We start from the raw sequence: 19,060 nt of genomic DNA, 5'->3' as shown, positions 1-19,060 counted from the left end.
AATTTTGGTTCGTGCTTAATGTGTTTTCGAAAAACTATCGAACAATGGAAAGGATTGAAATCAATTCAATGTATCCATTTCAAAAAGTACCTAGTTTAAATATAAGGGGGATTAATCTAAAGATACCACATTCTTAGAACTACGTTTCTTAGCATCCACATTTTAATTTCGATTTAGATGAACCTAACGATTCAGCCAACTTTTAAAATCATTGGTTTTGGGCCTGCTAACGATAAACTCTTGGTCACGGGAATGTGCCACGGTAAGTATTAAACGGTGATTGAAGTATTTTGCTATTTTTTGAATGGCTGTCTTAGATACCACCTGCCCCCGGTTGATGCGAAAGAATTGATTGGAATCCAAGGTGGGGCAAAGTTCGTCCATGGTTTCATCAATAATCACCCTTTTATGTTGGGTGATCCCAAAGGTGATACTGTCCTCTGAATACGCATACAGCAAATCCGAGATACGCAATTGTGCAAACCCATCACCTTCTTTTACCAAAATACCCTCACGTTGTTCTGTGGATTGCATACTGGCCAAAAAGTTATGAAGAGTCTCTGGATTAAGGGTGACATTAGGTTTGGATCGTTGGAATTTATGCAATGCCTGTTGTAAATCTTCCTGCTGAATTGGCTTTAGGAGGTAATCTACACTATTTACTTTAAAAGCCCGAATCGCATATTGATCAAAAGCGGTGGTGAATATAATAGGACATTGCAGTTGTACTTTTTGAAATATTTCAAAACTGAGTCCATCGGCCAATTGGATATCCATGAATACCAGATCAGGGTTTTGGTTACGTTGAAACCAACCCGTACTTTCTTCCACCGTATCAATAATACCCAACAACTCATAGTCAAAATCCAAAGCCCGCAACAGGTTTTGTAATTGATTGGCCGCACGAACTTCGTCTTCAATAATCAGTATCTGCATAGGAATGTTTTTGATCGGCAATGGTCAACAAGGGTAATTCCACTTGAAAATGTCCATTATCCTTGGTAATGCCCACTTTTTTATCCGAAATCAGAGCATAACGACGCTCAATATTTTTAAGCCCAAGTTTTGTAGTGGGAAGTTGGGTAGATTTGGATTGAATCTTATTGCGAACCGTCAAGTGTTGGTTTTCAACTACCACATCAACATGTAATGGTTTTGCCTTGGAAACCACGTTGTGCTTTACCGCATTTTCAAGCAGGAGTTGAAGACTCATGGGAATAATCAGATAATCCTTAGCACTTTCTGTTAGCTTCCAATCTACAACGAGGTTATCTCCAAACCGTTCTTTTTGGATATGGATATAGGCCTGGGCAAACCTTAACTCTTCACGAAGTGAAATAAGATTTGAATTTCCTGACTCGAGAATAAAGCGATAGATTTCAGACAATCGATTCACAAATTCTTTAGCCTCTTCCCTGGTATTTTGATCTATAATGTCCCGTAGTGTATTAAGGGTATTGAAAAAAAAGTGGGGTTGCGCCTGATTGCGCAGGGCGTCCAATTGCGCTTGCACTATGGCCCGTTTGGCCTGCTCCTCTTCCCGAATGTATTGTTTTAAATGAATGTAATAATAGATGGCTTCATAAATGGCCATGGTCATAGTGCTTATCAAAATTATGGGCAATACAATCCTAGATCTAAGTGGATGGTTATAGTTGCCGGTAAAAATATAACTGAGGACCGCATTCCCCGAATAATCTACAGCCAACACCGTAATAACTATCGAAAGAAAGAAAAGGGGAATGCGCTTGGAATTGTCCTTTAGACTTGGATATCTTTTCCGAAGTCCTATGAGTATGGTCCGCATAATCAACCAGTTTACGGTTGAGAACATTAATGAGACGCTCCAATTAATGACTGCTTCAATAAAGGGCAGTCTGCTGAAAGAGCCACCGGAAAACAGGTAATCGGTCACAAAACTTAGCAGCACAATTCCCAATATCATAAACCAGATATCGTTGAAGGCTAAATATTTTAAGCGTCTTTCCCTGTTTAAAAATCCCATAATGTTGGATTATAGATTGACCAAAGGCATGCCCTGTTTTGCTTGATAAAAAGTGAAGGCAATCCATGATCCGTACAAAAGTCCAAAAAGAATGACTACGAGATTTTGGGCCATCTTTGAGGCCTTCCACTTTCTGGTAAGCATCACTGCGAATAAAGGTATAATTTGAATGCCATGCAATCCAAAAAAATGGGCGACGCGTAAATCTCCTGCTATGGTGCTCCAATTGAGCAAGGGTAATCCCTCACCTCCATCGGCCACTCCTACATTATGGGCCATCTGGCCAATCATTTGCCCTCCTACCCAACTTCCGAACAGAACTACGATCCAACCTAGCAAAATTCCCCATTGAACGGGTCTAGGCACACTCATCTTTAGGCGTATGGTTTCTACAATATAGAAAATCATGGTAAAAACAACGATGCTTATCAATAAACCCATAATTCCAAAGAGTATACCATCCAATAAATTGGATTGGTTGTAGTGTGATTGCACCCCACGGGACGCCTGAAGGACCACAATAATAATCTCAATCGCCAAAGGCCACGAAACCAGATTGTTCACAATGTTTCGCTTTCTTTTTGAAAACGGATAGAGCGTTGCCAAAAAACCGGAAGTCAATAGATAGATACCTCCAGAAATGGAAAACTTTAAAGGCTTGATCCATACGTTTATGCCTGCCAACATCCGGTCATCGAATAGTAAACCAAGAATACAAACGGCAGCCAAAACAAAATGGAAAATACCTATGGCATATAAAATGGGGCTATTCTCTTTTATAGTATGAAGTATTTCTCTTAGATTTTTCATGATTTTTGAAGTTTAAAGGTTCTAATGATCATGAAAAGCACAAAGCCCACTGGCCCTAACATGAAAGTGGCGAACAGGCAAGGCGCCATCAACAGTTGGTGAATTCCCAGGTTTTGGTTTTGGTTGAGCATCCACATTCCAATGAGTAGGTCAAAGGCTAGGTAATGAACCCAGCCGGCCATTACGGCATTTTCAATTGTGAATAAAGACATGACTGATGATAAACTCCCAAAGTCCAGGCCTGCGCCGGTTTGAATATGCACTAATATGTAGTACACATAAAAAAGAGATAGTAGAAGCGGTATTACTTTATGATCTATCAAAAAACGGGTGACCTTCCATTTGGGAAGTATGATCATTAAAAGCCACATGGGCATCGCCATGGTATTGGCTATTGAAAAAACGTCTGCGGTTTCCATTGATGTTTGGTTTTACGGTTAAACATGTACCAAAAATCAATTTTCGACCCAGTATTTTGAAGTCGTTTCTGTTGAATCATCGCGGAGGTTGGTTGAATTGCACTACCAATTAAACCAATGTGTAAACTTAAGGGTGAGGGACCAACTTTTTCCAACGTTGGGCTCCAAAAGCTGGGTATTCGTATACACTATGAACAGATCTGATGCGGGTTTATACCTCCATTGAAACCGGGAATTAAGATTAAAATTCCTTGATTGCTCATTATACTGGAACAAAGTCGCAAAAAACAGCTTGTTGGTAAAGGTAACATCCACCTCGGAACCAATTAACCAAAATTCAGTATCGTTCCATGGGGCCGGTAGGCTTATATGATTATAGCTGAGATTGGCGTTCAAAGCCACATGGGGTTGAAAACGATACCCCAGTTCGGCATTAAGATTAGCAAGTCGGCCATCCAAATAATATCCTCCATAGCGACCACCTACAGTATAGGTAAACATACTTTGCGGTTTGGAACTATAATCCATACGAAGCGCATTCCAGCGGTGTTGTGTCCCGATGTCCAAAGAATCTTTCCCCGAGCGCGTGGGATCAAAAGGTGCCAATAGCTCAACATATTCGTTACTAAGTCCTACTTCAAAGCTGCTTCGGTTTCGGAAACTTAACAGGTACTCCAATTCATTGAAGTTATCCGTTCGCTCGAATTTTTGATTCAAAAAATAACTGCTGTTCAATTTTGGACCATGGCTCACCAATTTACCCTTTCCATCTTTTGGAAAAAAGGTGTGTCCCAAAAAAGCATTTAGGTTTATATAGTCCCTCCGGGGCACAAAACCCACTTCTGCGGTATAGTTTCCTCCTACTGATTCCTCTTGAACGCCCCAATTCCATATACGGCTTTTATACTCCAAATTTGCTGCTTGTGTTATCCCGTTTCCATCAATTCGATTCGGCGCAAAGGACTTGAGTACAAAAGCCTTCCCCGTCCATTGATTGTTGGAAGAGGCCAAATTATATTCCACCCCCAAATTCCGGTTAAATTTTGGGAAAAGGGTAAGCAATGAGTCCGCCTCGTTAGGATAACGAAGTGATTCTTTGTTCACAAACATGAATCCAATACTTGACCTGCTGAACACCCTTCGCTGCAAAGAAACCACCGCAAAATTCTGATTGGGCCTCCCGATATTGTCAATGTTGTCCGTTTGCATATCCATAATGCCCAAACGCCAGTTCTCATTTAGGTTCCCACTTAACCTTGCACCTGCCTTAATGGGTACCCCAAGCCCAATACGCCTAGAAAAAAAAGGTCGGATTGTTGGATATCCGAAATTGGCAAACAGATCGGCATTTTCTAAGAAAAACTGACGCCTTTCAGGGAAAAACAGCTCAAACCGGTCCAGATTTGTAACTTGACGGTCAACTTCAACTTGTGAAAAATCTGGATTAACGGTGAGATCTAGATTTAAGGAAGAACTAAGACTAATTTTTATATCGCCCCCTATCCTTTTCTCAAAAGTATTTTGTTCATCGAAATCTTGGACAGCTCCTCCCAGAATATAGGGAATAACCGAAAAATTGGTCCTTGGTGCCGGGGGTGGTGTATCCCAAACCAACACACCGGTATAGGCCAGTGAAGCGGTAGGGAATTGACGCGGAATTGGAGTCCAGCTTGATTTCTCACTGGATTTCAAATCCAAACGACTAAAGTTGATGCCCCATTCCGTGACTCCATCCTTATATCGAATGGACTTAAAGGGGATTGCCATTTCCAAAACCCATTTGTCCGGATCTTGCTTGACTTTGGAAATCCATTTGGAGTCCCAGTTTAAATCTACACTTCCTCCGCCAAACATGGTGCCATCCCATTGGGCCCCTGCGGCATTTGAGCCAAAGGAAAAACCTGTGGTTTGATTGTTAAAGGGATCCATGAAAAGCAAAAAGTTGTCATTCTTACCGAAGGAAAAATCACGTCGTAGTGATTCCACGAAATATTGACCGTGCTTACTGTTAAAAAATATGGCAGCCAGATAAATGTTCTTATCATCGTAAGTCATCCGAATCTCGGATGTTTCTTTGGCCTTACCAGTGTCCATGGGCAGGACCATAAAAAAGTCATCGGCTACATCTGCCTGCTGCCAGGCCTGTTCATCCACTATGCCGTCAATGCTAATGGGTTGTGTGGTTTTACGAATGTGATAGCGAAAATCGGCGTTCTTTTTTTGGGCAATGCCCTCAAAGACCCAAAAATTTAGAAAGAACAACAGTATTGCGGTGTTCCTAAAAGTTTTAAAGGTAGAATCTAATCCCATGGTTACTTAGGGTTGAAATTAGCCTTTTATGCAGCAACCTGATCACTTTTTATCTGAATGACATTAAAGCGGGTCTGAAGAACAAAAGTCTATCCTTAAATTTGGTCTGTTAGCGTGATGTACAGTAAACTAAAAACTATGGTCAACTACTCGGATTCTAAAGGTACTAGCACCTTTATCCAACCTCTACCATTGAAAATTTGACCCTTTTTTTCATTTATTTATGCTTTGAATCACAAGACACTAAATAATGGGACGACTTTTTACATTTATATTCATACTATGTTGCACGGGGGTATCATGCTTATGGGCCCAGCAAGATGTTTTCATTTCGGAATACTTGGAGCGATTTGAAAACTCCCGAAAATATCTCATAACCGTAGCGGAAACAATGCCCGAGGACAAGTACAACTTTAGACCAACCACAGAATCTCTGAGTTTTGCCGAGAATTTAATGCACATTGGGTATGCCATGGATTGGCATAGTCAGTCCCTTTTGGGCGGAAGGCAATCCAGAGAATGGAATACTGACAAACGCTATAAAGTGGCAGCTAGGACAAAAAAGGAAATGATTAAAATCCTAGACGAAACCTTTGAAGCAAGTTTACAGCTCATCAAACAATTTGATACGGAGCAATTCAATGATCAATTGGATTATTTTGGCCTAACTCGGACCAAGCGACAGATTTTCTTATTACTTGCGGACCACATCAGCCATCACAGAGGGCAGCTTCTGGTGTATTTGCGGTTAAATGGGTTTGTTCCCCCACGTTATGTGCTTTATCAATGATCAGACAAGGACGAAACAGTCCACATTATTATGCTGCCAAAGCATTGATGCCGGACACTTCGGACTTATTGTTCTAGAAAAGAACTGTTGTTTTGCCTCTTCTTTGCCATCACCGGAAATCAATAGTATGATTCGTCTAGATGAAAGAATGTCCTGCATCCCTAAGGTTATTCCTTTACTAGGTTTTAGCACTGTGGCCCTGATCATACCATGCTGTTGTGATTCGGTTGACAAGGATGCAATATGGCAATGAGGTTGTAGTTTAACTGCCGGTTCATTAAAGCCCAAATGACCATTTTTTCCCATTCCCAGAATACATAAGTCTATAGGGCCTTCCTGTTTAAGTAATTGTCCTATTCGCAAACATTCTTGCTCCAAATCACTATTTCCAGCATCAAACTTTAGATAACGGCCTTGATCAATTTTTAAAGGTTCCATAAGATGTTGTTGTAAATATTCATCACAGGAGCCTTCAAGGCTTGGTAAACCTATCCACTCATCAAGAGGGATAAGCCGCAGATGATGAAACAATGAGCTGTTTTGGGTTGCTATTTTGGCCAACTGGTTGTAAAGCGGTATTGGCGAGCTGCCCGTTGCGGCGCATAGTAGCAAATCGGGATGTTTATGCAATTCCTCCATAAACAAGGATGCCGTTGCAACACCCAGTTCCTCTTTTTTGGCATATTCCCAAACCCTCATGGACTCTCTTGGGTTTTCAAGGATGCAGCAAAACGCAGGGTAAGCCACCCACAAACACCTCCAATAAACAACAGTAAAAGAGCAACCTTATACCCGCCCAATACGGCATGACCAACACTAAAAAGCAGGCTGTTTAGAAAGATTACCCCAAAAATGAAACCTAACCAAGAACCTTTAGTGGAGCTATGGTCAACCAGATCAGGTAGCTGTTTTGCAATAGGACCCCACCAGCCTTTGGGTCTAACTTTTTTATAAAATTTTAGCAAGGTTGCATTATCTGTGGGTTTGGTCAAAAAGGTTACGACAATGGCGATTCCGGTGCACACCAACAGGAGAATCGTGGCCCTAATAAGTGCAACATCTTCATGATACCAACCATTGGTAATTTCCAAAACATGATCGCTGATCCAACCAAACCCATGCATCCACCGAACCCATAAAAAACCATTGGCCAGGATTAAGGCGGACAACATACTCGCGATTTCGGACCAAGCATTGATTCTCCACCAAAACCAACGCAACATCAAGATAATTGAAATTCCGGACACAATTTCAATGATATAGACCCAGGCCCCCGCAATGCTATCCATTTGCCAAGCGGCCATGGCACTAATCAAGAGCAAGAGTACAATGCTAATTCTTGAAACCAGCAAATAATGCTTGTCGTTCGCGTCTTTTTTTATAAAACGCTTGTAGATATCGTTCACCATGTAGGAGCCTCCCCAACAGAGATGGGTATCCATGGTACTCATAAATGCAGCCATAAATGCAGCTACCAATAATCCCTTAAGACCAACGGGCAAAACTTCGTTGATCATCATGGGATAGGCCAACTCAGGATCGGCCAACAATGCCTCTGTCGCTTCGGAAATGGGTAAAATAACTACGGAACCCAAACCTACCACGATCCAGGGCCAAGTTAGAATCACAACTCCAGCAACCGCAAACCATAAGGAAGCCTTAATAGCATGTCTTTCATTCTTTGCGGAGAACAGGCGTTGTACTATGTAGCCATCGCCCTGGGCCTGACCGAGCCATAGTATTCCCACCAAACAAACAAAACCGATCATTTCGGTAATGCTCACGTGGGAGATATCTGGAAACATATCCAAAACTCCTGCGGGCACATCGCTCCTACTCGCAATCTGAGTTCCCAGCTCCGTGGGTCCACCAACTTGCACCATCACAAAAATGGCCAAAATAATCGTTCCCAAGGTTCCTGCAGAAAAGTGTAACATATCCAAAACAACAACACCCTTGATGCCTGAACTTAGGGTATGCAACAAGGCAAATGCAAGTGTTATTCCCAATGCGAATTCGGCGCTCCACCCTAGCATGATATTCGAAAATTTAAGCATGGCCAGCATAATCCATCCCATGGTGAAACAGTTCTTAAAAATCCCAAAAAAAGCTGCTGTAAATCCACGGAGTAGAGAGGCCGACTTTCCGCTGTAACGGAGTTCTATCATTTCAGCATCAGTAAGAATCTCGGACCTACGCCAGTATTTGGCATAAAAGAACACCATCATGATAATGCCTGCTCCCAAATACCACCATAACCAATTTCCATAAATTCCCTTGCTACGGACCAGCGCTGTAACTGCCAATGGTGCGTCTGTGGCAAACCAAGTGGCTGCAATGGACGTACCCAAAAGCCACCAAGGTAAATTTCTGCCAGCAACAAAAAAGTCTGTGATATTTTTGGAGTTGTGTTTCACCACAAAAACCCCAATAGCAATACTCAGCAGTAAATATCCGATTATTACCGCCCAGTCCAAAAATGCTAATTCCATATAATTCTTTTTATGTCGATGCCCATCTAGCTAATCGAGTTGTGGTAAAACATCTTTTTGAAGGGTCAACATTTCATTACACATTGCTACGGCGTTTCGATAAGAATCTACGGTTGGCTCAATGAGAATGGCCTGTAATAGTTTATCCTTGGATTGCTCCACATAAGCTTCCACCAATAACTTATGAATACTTGCATGTAAGCGGATCGTGGCAGCAATACCTTCCGGAATTGGTTCCATTGACAGCGGTTGAATACCTGATGCGTCGCAATAAGCTGGGACCTCCACAACCAAATCATCCGGAAGATTGGGAATAGCTCCCCTATTGGGAACGTTCACCGCCTCTAGCCACTGTTTCTTATTCGACATTACGGATTCCATGATGAGCGTTGCTATTTCCCCTGAACTTTTGAAGCTCCCATCTTTATTTTCCAACTGTATTTCTTCTGTAGACCCAACTGGCAACAATTTTTTGCTCCAATCCTTGGTCCATTCCCTTTCGTAATCTACCTGGTCAACCGTATACACTCCCTCTGGGATTTGGTTATTTTCCCATGGATGTCCATCATAAGGGTCATAAAAGAACTGTAGTTGAGGAATTACAAATTCCTCCGCCCATCTAAGATACTCCCCATAATGGTTGGAGGCAGGCGAAGGCCATTGTCCGAATCTTCGAAACAAAATCCGCCCCAAGGCCAGTTCATGCCATTGGGCAAGCCAGTCCCCTTTTTGTTCGACTTCACGGAGTTTAGGATATAAATCCTCACCGGTTGATTTTTGTTTTATTTCCTGGAACCAGGTAAAGTGATTGATTCCGCAAGCTTTGGTTTGTAGGTCTTCCAAGGGTACTTGGAGCAGATTGGATAACTGCTCCCTTCCCATAAAAACGCCATGACAGAGTCCTACGGCCTTTATGGAAGTCAATCGAGTTACCGCTTCACAAATTTTATGTTCTGGATTGGAAAAATTCAGCAGGATGGCATTGGGACACAGTGCTTCCATTCGCTTTGCCAAATCCATGATTACCTTGATATTTCTCAGGGCATGGAAAAGTGACCCCACTCCCCCATTTTCACCATAAACCTGCTTAAATCCATACTTTCTCGGGATATGAAAATCTTGCGACCAGTAGACATTTCGGTCCTTTTCAAGGGCACATATCACAAAATCCGCTTCTTTTATGGCCTCATCGCGATTGGTTGTAGCCACAATTTTTGCATCCCGCCCCAGCTTCCTAGCAACATATTCTCCGTGATTTACCACATGATCTAGGTGTGATTTTTCAATATCCATCAAATGGATTTCCAAATTATCCTTGGTGAGCGTGTCACTTATAAGAATGTCCTGCACGATGATTGGGCCAAATTGCAGACTGCCCGCACCTATATATGCGATTTTTACCATTATAGCTATTTAGATGTCTTCCCTAAATACAAGAGAAAATACGTTTTAAAAGATAGCTATTTTGGCAGGTACGGTGAAATTAATGTTGATCAGCTTATTGTAGTTGGCTCAAGAGCTCTATAAATTGTTTTAAACTAAGGGCTGGATTATTGCAAAAGATACCCATAAACGATTTGGGACAAAATGATTTAGTTATCTGCGATCAACCAAGCAAAATCATTGATCAATTCGTTCAACTTGGTTTGTGTTTCGTTATCCAAATCGCTGGAACCCGGGTTGTTTTTAAAATCCATATATCCATCCCTAATGGTATTAGCAACCGCTTGTTCATGGATTTGGGAAACTATTTGCCCCAGCTGAACCCCATCAAATTGGTTACCCCCAATTTCAATATCGAAGAGTTTCGTGGCAGGCGTTAAATCCAGAGTACTGAATTCATTATTTTCTATAATCAACCGTTCCAATGCCGGATTATTGGATAAGTCTATAGCAGATAACAAATTATCGTTTATGTAAATATCCCTCAAAACTTGGTTTGAAGAAATATCAATTGTGCTAATCTGATTTCCGTATAAATCTATTCTATTAAGACCGGTATTTGTTGAAAGGTCAATACTTGTGAGATTGTTGTTTCCAAAATTTATTTCTACAAGGCCCGGGTTGTTCGAAATATCTACGCTAGATAAAGAATTATCACTGAGGTCTATCACAGATAATAATGGATTGTTCAAGATGTCTATAGAGGTTAACTGATTTTCCCTGGCAAGTAATTTTTCTAGCTTAGTGTTTTTAGAAACGTCCAAATCGGCAATTTGATTTCCGGTAACCCAAAGAAATTCTAAATCTAAATTTTGGGAAACATCCAAATCGGTTAATTGGTTATATCTAAGCCAAGCCGTTTTAAGTTTTGAGTTATTGGAAAAATCTAAACTCGTTATTCTATTATACCCCAGTGATAAGACTTCCAAAACCGCATTTTGGGAAGTATCCAACGTGGAAAGTTGCCCTGCATAAAAATTGCACTCCTTCAAAAATAAAAGCTCACTTACATCCGCGCTGGTCAGGTTGCTCTGGAGATCGGTGTTCTGGTCATTGCAAACAAGCTCTATATGCTCCACCACTTCCAAAGGTCCTGATATACTTATAGTGTACTCCTGCTGCTCCGGATAGGTATGTTTTAGCTCATTATTTGCCAAACTTCCGCCCCTTTGGGTTGATATATAGTCTTCTATTGTTCCATCTCCCCAATCTATAGTATAACTTGACCCCGTCAGAGACTTTAAAACAAGAGTTTTTTCAGTAATCAAGTCCGAGTCATCTACCGTTAGAGTAAAAAAATCGGTGGATAGTGGAAATGAATAGTCGACGGCACTATATCCAAAGTCCGCCGCGCTGTATCCATCCGCCTCTATATTTTTTGTTGAAGAGATTTTGGTTTTATCTTCTTCCACATTGAACTGAAAAGGAAGCGCAGTACCAGAAAGCTGGGATAATGCGGAGCTTTGCATTGGAATGACAGAAACAACCATCTCATTGGCGTCGATAACCAAGAACTCGGTTAAACTGTAATTACCAGCGGTTAGCAGAATCTCATCTGTTTCATAGTTGTCCCCAATCTTATTTAGGGGAAACTTTTCCCTTGTATAAATTTCCCGGGAAGCATTATCAGAAATACTTATCAAAGCAAATACAGGCTCCATGTTCTGCAAGTTTTTTTGCGAAGCACTTGGTGTAATTTCTATTTCGAAGTCTATTCGAAATACTTGGTTTCCCTCCCCTAACGGAGCTTCACTTTCTTTCGAATCTGAAGAGCAGGAGAAAACAAATGGGAGCAAAATCAATATTATGACTCCAAGTTTTATGCAATTGGGAAACTGTGGGGAATTCAATTTATGGGAAATCATACAACACCGTTTGGATATAATTGTGAAATAGTGTATAAATCAACGTAAGATTAAAGAATGTATTACAATACGCACAAAGTAATACATATATATCTTAACCAAGATATATCTGAAAACAAAAACAGAATTCAATTTACACTTAAGGTCAGTGCATCATATTTCAAGATTCTATCTTGAATAAGGTATCCATCCTTTAGTTATTCAGTAAAGAAAACAAGGTAAGAACTAAAAAAATTATGAGTACCTTCTGCAAAAAATAAACCAATGTTCCTAAAAGCTACCGCCAAATCTTTATTAGCGTCCGTCCTTATGCTTGGACTGTTAGTTTCGTGCAAACAACAAGTGGAAGAAAAAAAAGTGGAAGAGACAACCCAGGACAATACGACAAAAATGATTCAAAACGAAAAAGTGCTTAGACACGTGGTCATCTTCAAGTTTAACGATGACTCTAGTGAAGAAGATGTGCATAAACTCAATATGGCTTTTAATGACCTTCCCAATAAAATACCGGTTATAAAAGATTTTGAATGGGGACTTAACGACAGCCCGGAGGATTTCCATCAAGGTTTTACCCATTGCTATCTATTGACTTTTGAATCTGAAAAGGATCGAGACTCTGTGTATACTCCTCACCCGGCCCATAAGGCGTTCGTGGAAAGTTTACAGCCGCACGTTGAAAAGGTGTTCGTTGTAGATTATTGGACCAACCCATAGCACAAACACTACATCTTAGAACTTAAAGCGGAACTTGGGAATATCGATATTCCTCAAGGTCTGTTGGTGCTGATTTCAACACTTGGGATAAATCCTTGTCTGTTGCTGAATAAGGTATCGCTTATCCTCCTAGTTACATATCTATAAACCTTTGTTACATATCAGGAACTGAATTGTTTTTAAGGCCATTAAGTTTGGAAAAGCATTTGGAACGGGCATAAAGTGCCTTAGTTTATTCAAATTCTTCTTCCCCCAATACTTAAAGTCCAACACAAAATCAATTTAGTATGAAAACATGTAGTTATTTCACAAAGACCATACTGGTTCTAATGGTTGTCCTTTTAACAGCCTGTTCCGCAGAAGACGGAGCCACTGGTCCAGCAGGGCCACAAGGACCTCAAGGGGAACAAGGAATACAGGGTCCAGCAGGCACTGATGGAACCGATGGCATAGATGGAATTGATGCCAATTCGACCGTGATTTCATCAGGATGGTTTGAAATCAACACCTGGGACACGGATTTGAGCAATTTTAAGTTTCATCGGATTCCTGATTTGATTTTAACGGAATTTCAAAGGGAAAATAGCGTCATTTTGGTGTATCGAAGGTATCAACTTGTCCCCACGTTTACCACCATCGACCTGTTGCCTTTTTATGAGCTTGATGTGACAAATGGTAGTATTGGACTGGCCATCCAAAGTAAGGTATCTGGTAATGGTCTATTCCTTCAAGTTCAGTCCTTTGGTCGCGCTTTGGTCGATGAAGAATTCTTGGGGCCAGAAACCCAGTTCCGGTATATGGTCATTGAACCTGAATCGACCGCGGATAAATCAAATACATCAGACTATTCCAAAATGACCTATGAAGAGGTTGTTGAACTTTTAGGCATTAACCCATAAAACACAATGAAATGAAAAATTACGGTTTATTTAAAACTATTGGTCTTGTAATAGTAACATGCCTGATTCTAGGTTGTAGTGGCGAGGATGGAGAAATTGGACCAGAAGGGCCCCAGGGTGAACAAGGAGAGCAAGGACTTCAGGGGGAACCTGGAAATTCGAATGTTATTGCGTCAGAATGGTTCGGAATTGAAACCTGGGAAGATGATCGTCCATTCGGTAAACTTCATCCTATCCTTGAACTCACGAATGCCCAATTGGAAAGAGCGGTAATACTAGTATATCGAAAAGACACGTACTCTCCGGGCTTTAGTCTCATAAATATGTTGCCAACTGAAACAGTTAGAACACGCACTCGGATAAATATCCCAGTCCCAGAAAATCAATTGGAGATTATTGTAGAAAGTCTGAGTAACGACTTCGAGGTCCCTTCCAATGAATATCTTCCCCCCGAAATTCAATTTAGATATGTAATTCTTGAGCCTCCCTCCACTTCCGGCAAAGTTCCTTCTGTTGATTTCTCAAAAATGACCTATGAAGAGGTTGTTGATTACTTAGGACTAAAATCATAAAAACAAAATAAGATGAAGAACATAAGTTTTTTTGGAACTATTGGAGTGGCTATATGCCTAGTTCTGTTTTCCTCCTGCAGTGCAGAAGACGGGGCAGACGGGGCCATTGGGCCGCAAGGAGAGCAAGGAATTCAGGGGGAACCTGGAGCAAACGGCAATGCCAACGTTATTGCTTCGGAATGGTTGGATGTTTCATTCACCCCTCTTATACGTGATGTCCTTACAGCTACCCTTATGGACGATAGAATAACCACAGCAATGACAAACAATTCGGTCTTTTTACTTTATGGCAGGAATGGTGCCACACAACCGGAAAGTACGGTTTCCATCCCATTCACAGAACCAATTTTAGGGGTTTCCTTTTACTATATTCTGGATACGTCCATTGGTGAACTTGAAATTTTAGGAGTGTCATTGGACGGGTCGACACCAACTGTGGGTGTGATTAACCAAGTTCGATTCGTTATTATTCCCTCTGGCACGAACTCCTTGTCACAGGAAAATCCCACCTATGGTGAATTGGTCAAACAGCTTGGTTTGGATTACGGGGACTGAACTATCTGGGCTGTTGGTGACAAACCTGTTTTAACAAGACAGATGACTGCATTTCAATCAGATTTAAAAGTAATGAACTAATGAACAGTAAGACAAGAACACAAAACTTCTCAAAGTTCTATTTAGCTATATGCGCGCTATTTTTCTTGGGATGTTCCAATGACGGGGACAATACTCCCCCTCCCCTTTCGGAATGTGAAACAGGATCCAATCCCAACGTTACTTTTACCGCTTCCTTCACCAATCTTGATGATATAGATCATATAGAACCTTTGGGAGAGCTTCAGGCATTCCATAATTATTCAGCGCATACCTATGTTTTTATCAAATCAGATGTAGCCGAGGTTCCTGTATACGCACCAGTGGATATGGATTTGACCCATGTTTCCTTTAATGGCGTTGATTATCAACCTATGTTCCGTGCCAGTTGTGAAGTTGTACTCCGCTTCGGACATATCACCAATCCCATTGCCTCGATACGCGACTTGGCCACCAATGAAGGTATAGGACTGTTTGATTCCGACACCCCCACATTGCTTCAATTCCAGGCAGGAGAACTTCTTGGGATGACCTCTGGTACAGCAGAGGCTAAAAGTTTCGACTTTGGAGTTTATCATGAAGATAGGCCCCAAACATTTTTGAATAATGACCGGTTTCACCCTGTAGAGACCTTCAGATACTCCACCTGCCCATATGATTACTATTCGGGAAGCCTTAGAACTGCCATGTTCGACTTATTTGGCCCAAAGCCCTTGAACCAACCGTTGGATTGCAGAGGGCCAAGAGGCGTTGCCGGTACCATAGCCGGACCATGGTTTGATACGGTAGAAGTATTTTCAACACCCCATTTTGGACAAACGGAATTTTCTCCCTTGTTAATAGCAACCACATTAAGTGGGACGGTTAAAATTGTGCGGGGGACGGAATCTACGGTACATCGAACATCTTTTGGGGCAGCTACCTATGCTGATCCGGAGGAAGTAACAACCGAACATTGCTATGAGGTAAACTCGGGCGGATATTTCTATTTTCAATTACAGACAGATGGAACATTACATGTTGTTCGGCAAACCTCAGGGACTTGTCCCTCCGAATTTCCAACCTCAGGATTCCTGACCTACTATAGATAAATTTGAAGGCATAAGAAGCTTACTGACTCCTATCCAACTGTTCCTATGGTTTTTGTACCTTTTAACATTACAACCTCAAAATGAAGCATTTAATTTCCATATTGTTTCTATGCCTTGGTCTATTAGTTTCAAGGGGGCAATCGAAAAAGGAAATTGATTCGTTAAAGCAATTGTTGGCAAGAAACCAAAGTGTTCAGGAATCGGTCGCCCTGAACGAACAACTTTTTGTTTCGTATCTCTATGCTTCTCCCGATTCGGCCAATCATTTTAGAAAAAACATCAAAGCCATATCTGAGGAAAACGATTATGTCAAAGGGAGATATCTGTACCATTCGCTAAGTGGTAGGTATCATTTCGCGAAATCGGATATTGACAGCGCGTTTCTCCATATTGAAGAGGCTTCCAAAATTGCTGAACAGCTTCAAAACAAATCCTATTTGGCAGACTGCTATAAGAAAATAGGAGTGATTTACAATATCAGAAGAAACGATTCGCTATCGACAAAGTACGCCTATCTAGCTTTGAAAAATGCAAAAGAGACCGATGACTGGAGAACGCTTTCCTCCATATATATTTTACTTGGCAACCAAAGCTTTGAACGTACCGAATACCCTGAGGCCCTTTCCCATTATTTAAAGTTGGATTCCATTTATACATCCCAAAATGAGCTGGATAAATCACTGGCAGCGGCTTATATCAATGTCGGAATGATATATTCTGAACTAAGAGATTCAAAAGCCGTAAACTATATTGAAAAAGGCATTGAGGTTTACAAGAATTTGGAGATGGAAGAGGGAATGTACTATGGAGAGGTGGCTTTGGCAACCTATTACGATTTACTCCAAAATGATGAAAAGGCCATTGAACACTCCCTTAAAGCCAAGGATTATTATGAGACCTATGGAGACTTGCGTATTCTAAGCAATATTTATAGAAGATTGGGTGGCGCATATTTACAGTTGGATGATCTGGAAAAAGCCGAATATTATCTTTTAAAGGCTTCCGCGATTCCCGAAAACTCTCAGGTAGGTATACATAATGTTTCCAACCAGACCAACTTAGGAGATTTATACTGGCATAAAAAAGAGTATACCAAAGCCATCTTTCATTTTAAGAAAGCGGCGGAACAGATAGAAAATGGGGTTGAAAATGATGCAATGCCCATTCAACTTCCCAATATCTATCGAGGATTGTATGATGCATACAAAGACAGCAAGGATTATAAAAATGCGCTTGCTGCACTTGAGAAACAAAAGGAATTGGAGGCAAGTATCCAAAAATCCCAGAACCAGTTGGAGGTTGAAGAGCTCAATAAAAAATATCAGACCGATAAACAACAACAAGAGATACAACTGCTGACCTCACAATCTGCTTTGGCCGCCCAGAAATCGGAAAATCAAAGGAACTTATTTATTGCTGGCATCTCGGTTTTGGGACTGGCCTTTGTGACACTCTTTTTATTATTCCAAAATAAGCAAAAGACCAATCAAAGGTTACGGGAACTGGAATCGGCCAAATCAAAGTTTTTTGCTAACATCTCCCATGAATTTCGAACGCCCTTAACCCTAATTTCAGGGCCTGTGGCCCATCAATTGTCCAAGCCAAACCTATCTGCAGAGGATAAAACAGATTTACATCTCATTCGCAGAAATTCGGACCGGCTGCTCAACCTTGTCGATCAACTATTAGAGCTCTCGAAGATTGAAGTTGGGCACCGAAAACTTATGGTATCCAAAGGAAATATGGCCCTCTTTCTTAAGTATTTGGTAGAACCATTCCAATATCAGGCAGAGCAAAACGGTATTTTACTTCAAAGTTCGATTGACGAAACAAAGGAGGTATGGTTTGACCGGGAAATTGTTGAAAAAACAATTGGAAACTTACTTTCCAATGCCATTAAATATCATGAGGGCCCTGGGCCTATAGATTTTAAGGCAGTACTTAAGAATCAAGAAATCACTATTTCGATTGTCAACGGAAGTAACCATATCACCAAAGAGGAACTTCCACAGTTATTTGATAGGTTTTATCAGAGCAATATGCTCAATCCAGGTGTTGGTATTGGTCTTTCCCTGATTAAGGAATTGGTACAACTCTCTAAAGGTAAGATCAAGGGGTTCAAACCCGACCCAAAGACCATAGGTTTCGAAGTGACCCTGCCGACATCGATGGCAGCCTTTGCTAAGTGTGATTTGATCCATGGGAATGAGCCCATTGAAAATCGCCTGCTGCCCGAGCTTGAACATTTGAATGAAGATTTGCCTACGGATGACTTCGAGGACCCCAAACTTCCGGTCTTATTGATCGTGGATGACAATACGGAAATTAGGCTTTTCATAAAATCCCTGTTCCTAAAAGAATATCAAATTATAGAAGCAGAAAATGGGCAACAGGCTGCAGATTTGGCTTTTAAGCTTATTCCAGACTTGATCATTTCAGATATTATGATGCCCATTATGGATGGTATTGAGTTTAGTAGGGTACTCAAAAGCGATGAGCGGACTTCCCATATTCCCATAATACTTTTGACGGCAAAGTCTGGAGAAGAGAATGAGCTAACTGGGCTCAAAGCAGGGGCAGATGCCTATCTCGTCAAACCCTTCAAAGAGGAAAAACTTAGAATCATCATTCAACGTCTAATGTCTATCCGGGAAACCTTACGGGAGCAACTGAACAAGCAGGTTATCCTCAAACCTCAAGAAATTGAGTTGACGGACCCTGACAATTTACTCCTAGATAGGATCCAACGGGTCTTGGACCGCAGTTTAACCGACGCTACATTCAATGCCAGCTCATTTTCGGAGCAGGTCGGCCTTAGTCGCATGCAACTACACAGAAAACTCAAAGCTCTTACTGGTTTTTCCACTTCCGAATTTTTACGGATACAACGACTTAAGATGGCCACTAAACTGCTCAAAGAAGGTAATGCCAACATCTCAGAAGTAGGCTACGCAGTTGGCTTCAATCAGCCTGCCTATTTTTCCACAGCCTTCAAACAACACTTTGGCTGTTCCCCGTCCGAATACACCAAAGGTAATTTGGTTCAGTAGGGGTTT

At 41.2% G+C, this 19,060-nt stretch carries 16 protein-coding genes; 7 read left to right on the top strand and 9 right to left on the bottom strand.

The window, feature by feature from the left end; all coding sequences use genetic code 11:
- Positions 1 to 183 precede the first annotated feature (183 nt).
- From BUC10_RS04230 to BUC10_RS04210, 5 genes are all read right to left on the bottom strand, one after another.
- Positions 184 to 936, bottom strand: a complete 753-nt coding sequence (locus BUC10_RS04230; RefSeq protein WP_073176646.1) for a LytR/AlgR family response regulator transcription factor — start codon at positions 934 to 936, stop codon at positions 184 to 186.
- The gene (locus BUC10_RS04225) at positions 917 to 2,005 is read right to left on the bottom strand and encodes a sensor histidine kinase (protein WP_073176644.1); all 1,089 of its coding nucleotides are present in this window, start codon (positions 2,003 to 2,005) and stop codon (positions 917 to 919) included. Before BUC10_RS04225 ends, BUC10_RS04230 begins: the two co-directional genes overlap by 20 nt.
- A gap of 9 nt (positions 2,006 to 2,014) precedes the next feature.
- The gene (locus BUC10_RS04220; protein ID WP_073176642.1) at positions 2,015 to 2,815 is read right to left on the bottom strand and encodes a hypothetical protein; all 801 of its coding nucleotides are present in this window, start codon (positions 2,813 to 2,815) and stop codon (positions 2,015 to 2,017) included.
- Positions 2,812 to 3,234, bottom strand: a complete 423-nt coding sequence (locus BUC10_RS04215; protein ID WP_073176640.1) for an ABA4-like family protein — start codon at positions 3,232 to 3,234, stop codon at positions 2,812 to 2,814. The genes BUC10_RS04220 and BUC10_RS04215 overlap by 4 nt, the downstream gene beginning before the upstream one ends.
- Positions 3,235 to 3,336: 102 nt before the next feature.
- Positions 3,337 to 5,544 (bottom strand): carbohydrate binding family 9 domain-containing protein, encoded by a 2,208-nt coding sequence (locus BUC10_RS04210; RefSeq protein WP_073176638.1) that lies wholly within the window; start codon positions 5,542 to 5,544, stop codon positions 3,337 to 3,339.
- Positions 5,545 to 5,794: 250 nt separating this feature from the next.
- Here BUC10_RS04210 and BUC10_RS04205 point away from each other — a divergent pair, with 250 nt between their 5' ends.
- Positions 5,795 to 6,334, top strand: coding sequence for a DinB family protein (locus tag BUC10_RS04205; protein WP_073176636.1), 540 nt, complete (start codon positions 5,795 to 5,797; stop codon positions 6,332 to 6,334).
- Here the strand turns inward: BUC10_RS04205 and BUC10_RS04200 are convergent, their stop codons facing one another.
- From BUC10_RS04200 to BUC10_RS04185, 4 genes are all read right to left on the bottom strand, one after another.
- Positions 6,335 to 7,033, bottom strand: a complete 699-nt coding sequence (locus tag BUC10_RS04200; protein ID WP_073176634.1) for a galactosamine-6-phosphate isomerase — start codon at positions 7,031 to 7,033, stop codon at positions 6,335 to 6,337. It lies immediately after the preceding gene.
- Positions 7,030 to 8,826 carry a sodium:solute symporter family protein gene (locus BUC10_RS04195; RefSeq protein WP_073176632.1) on the bottom strand — a complete coding sequence of 599 codons (1,797 nt, stop codon included), beginning with the start codon at positions 8,824 to 8,826 and terminating at the stop codon, positions 7,030 to 7,032. Before BUC10_RS04195 ends, BUC10_RS04200 begins: the two co-directional genes overlap by 4 nt.
- 30 nt (positions 8,827 to 8,856) lie before the next feature.
- Positions 8,857 to 10,230, bottom strand: coding sequence for a family 4 glycosyl hydrolase (locus BUC10_RS04190; RefSeq protein ID WP_073176630.1), 1,374 nt, complete (start codon positions 10,228 to 10,230; stop codon positions 8,857 to 8,859).
- A gap of 188 nt (positions 10,231 to 10,418) precedes the next feature.
- The gene (locus BUC10_RS04185; protein ID WP_073176628.1) at positions 10,419 to 12,134 is read right to left on the bottom strand and encodes a leucine-rich repeat domain-containing protein; all 1,716 of its coding nucleotides are present in this window, start codon (positions 12,132 to 12,134) and stop codon (positions 10,419 to 10,421) included.
- A 264-nt stretch (positions 12,135 to 12,398) separates the two neighbouring features.
- Between BUC10_RS04185 and BUC10_RS04180 the strand changes: the two genes are divergently transcribed.
- The 6 genes from BUC10_RS04180 (at position 12,399) to BUC10_RS04155 (ending at position 19,054) form a co-directional block, all read left to right on the top strand.
- Positions 12,399 to 12,848, top strand: a complete 450-nt coding sequence (locus BUC10_RS04180; protein WP_073176626.1) for a Dabb family protein — start codon at positions 12,399 to 12,401, stop codon at positions 12,846 to 12,848.
- Positions 12,849 to 13,135: 287 nt separating this feature from the next.
- Positions 13,136 to 13,747 (top strand): collagen-like triple helix repeat-containing protein, encoded by a 612-nt coding sequence (locus BUC10_RS17800; RefSeq protein ID WP_073176624.1) that lies wholly within the window; start codon positions 13,136 to 13,138, stop codon positions 13,745 to 13,747.
- Positions 13,748 to 13,758: 11 nt separating this feature from the next.
- Positions 13,759 to 14,319, top strand: coding sequence for a collagen-like protein (locus BUC10_RS04170; protein ID WP_073176623.1), 561 nt, complete (start codon positions 13,759 to 13,761; stop codon positions 14,317 to 14,319).
- Positions 14,320 to 14,331: 12 nt separating this feature from the next.
- Positions 14,332 to 14,874 (top strand): hypothetical protein, encoded by a 543-nt coding sequence (locus BUC10_RS04165; protein WP_073176620.1) that lies wholly within the window; start codon positions 14,332 to 14,334, stop codon positions 14,872 to 14,874.
- An 80-nt stretch (positions 14,875 to 14,954) separates the two neighbouring features.
- Positions 14,955 to 16,004 carry a hypothetical protein gene (locus BUC10_RS04160; protein ID WP_131819043.1) on the top strand — a complete coding sequence of 350 codons (1,050 nt, stop codon included), beginning with the start codon at positions 14,955 to 14,957 and terminating at the stop codon, positions 16,002 to 16,004.
- 80 nt (positions 16,005 to 16,084) lie between these two features.
- Positions 16,085 to 19,054, top strand: a complete 2,970-nt coding sequence (locus tag BUC10_RS04155; RefSeq protein WP_073176616.1) for a response regulator — start codon at positions 16,085 to 16,087, stop codon at positions 19,052 to 19,054.
- Positions 19,055 to 19,060: the final 6 nt, after the last annotated feature.

This window comes from Flagellimonas flava, assembly GCF_900129665.1.
Taxonomy (GTDB): domain Bacteria; phylum Bacteroidota; class Bacteroidia; order Flavobacteriales; family Flavobacteriaceae; genus Flagellimonas; species Flagellimonas flava.
Note: the sequence above shows the minus strand (reverse complement) of the source record. Positions and strands in the feature narration are given on the sequence as shown.

What these genes read in the sequence shown, in the direction of transcription:
- BUC10_RS04160 (WP_131819043.1), top strand. Translation starts at nt 14,955, where the DNA reads ATGAACAGTAAGACAAGAACACAAAACTTCTCAAAGTTCTATTTAGCT.
- BUC10_RS04210 (WP_073176638.1), bottom strand. Translation starts at nt 5,544, where the DNA reads ATGGGATTAGATTCTACCTTTAAAACTTTTAGGAACACCGCAATACTG.
- BUC10_RS04215 (WP_073176640.1), bottom strand. Translation starts at nt 3,234, where the DNA reads ATGGAAACCGCAGACGTTTTTTCAATAGCCAATACCATGGCGATGCCC.
- BUC10_RS04230 (WP_073176646.1), bottom strand. Translation starts at nt 936, where the DNA reads ATGCAGATACTGATTATTGAAGACGAAGTTCGTGCGGCCAATCAATTA.
- BUC10_RS04165 (WP_073176620.1), top strand. Translation starts at nt 14,332, where the DNA reads ATGAAGAACATAAGTTTTTTTGGAACTATTGGAGTGGCTATATGCCTA.
- BUC10_RS04180 (WP_073176626.1), top strand. Translation starts at nt 12,399, where the DNA reads ATGTTCCTAAAAGCTACCGCCAAATCTTTATTAGCGTCCGTCCTTATG.
- BUC10_RS04225 (WP_073176644.1), bottom strand. Translation starts at nt 2,005, where the DNA reads ATGGGATTTTTAAACAGGGAAAGACGCTTAAAATATTTAGCCTTCAAC.
- BUC10_RS04155 (WP_073176616.1), top strand. Translation starts at nt 16,085, where the DNA reads ATGAAGCATTTAATTTCCATATTGTTTCTATGCCTTGGTCTATTAGTT.
- BUC10_RS17800 (WP_073176624.1), top strand. Translation starts at nt 13,136, where the DNA reads ATGAAAACATGTAGTTATTTCACAAAGACCATACTGGTTCTAATGGTT.
- BUC10_RS04200 (WP_073176634.1), bottom strand. Translation starts at nt 7,033, where the DNA reads ATGAGGGTTTGGGAATATGCCAAAAAAGAGGAACTGGGTGTTGCAACG.
- BUC10_RS04190 (WP_073176630.1), bottom strand. Translation starts at nt 10,230, where the DNA reads ATGGTAAAAATCGCATATATAGGTGCGGGCAGTCTGCAATTTGGCCCA.
- BUC10_RS04220 (WP_073176642.1), bottom strand. Translation starts at nt 2,815, where the DNA reads ATGAAAAATCTAAGAGAAATACTTCATACTATAAAAGAGAATAGCCCC.
- BUC10_RS04205 (WP_073176636.1), top strand. Translation starts at nt 5,795, where the DNA reads ATGGGACGACTTTTTACATTTATATTCATACTATGTTGCACGGGGGTA.
- BUC10_RS04195 (WP_073176632.1), bottom strand. Translation starts at nt 8,826, where the DNA reads ATGGAATTAGCATTTTTGGACTGGGCGGTAATAATCGGATATTTACTG.
- BUC10_RS04170 (WP_073176623.1), top strand. Translation starts at nt 13,759, where the DNA reads ATGAAAAATTACGGTTTATTTAAAACTATTGGTCTTGTAATAGTAACA.
- BUC10_RS04185 (WP_073176628.1), bottom strand. Translation starts at nt 12,134, where the DNA reads ATGATTTCCCATAAATTGAATTCCCCACAGTTTCCCAATTGCATAAAA.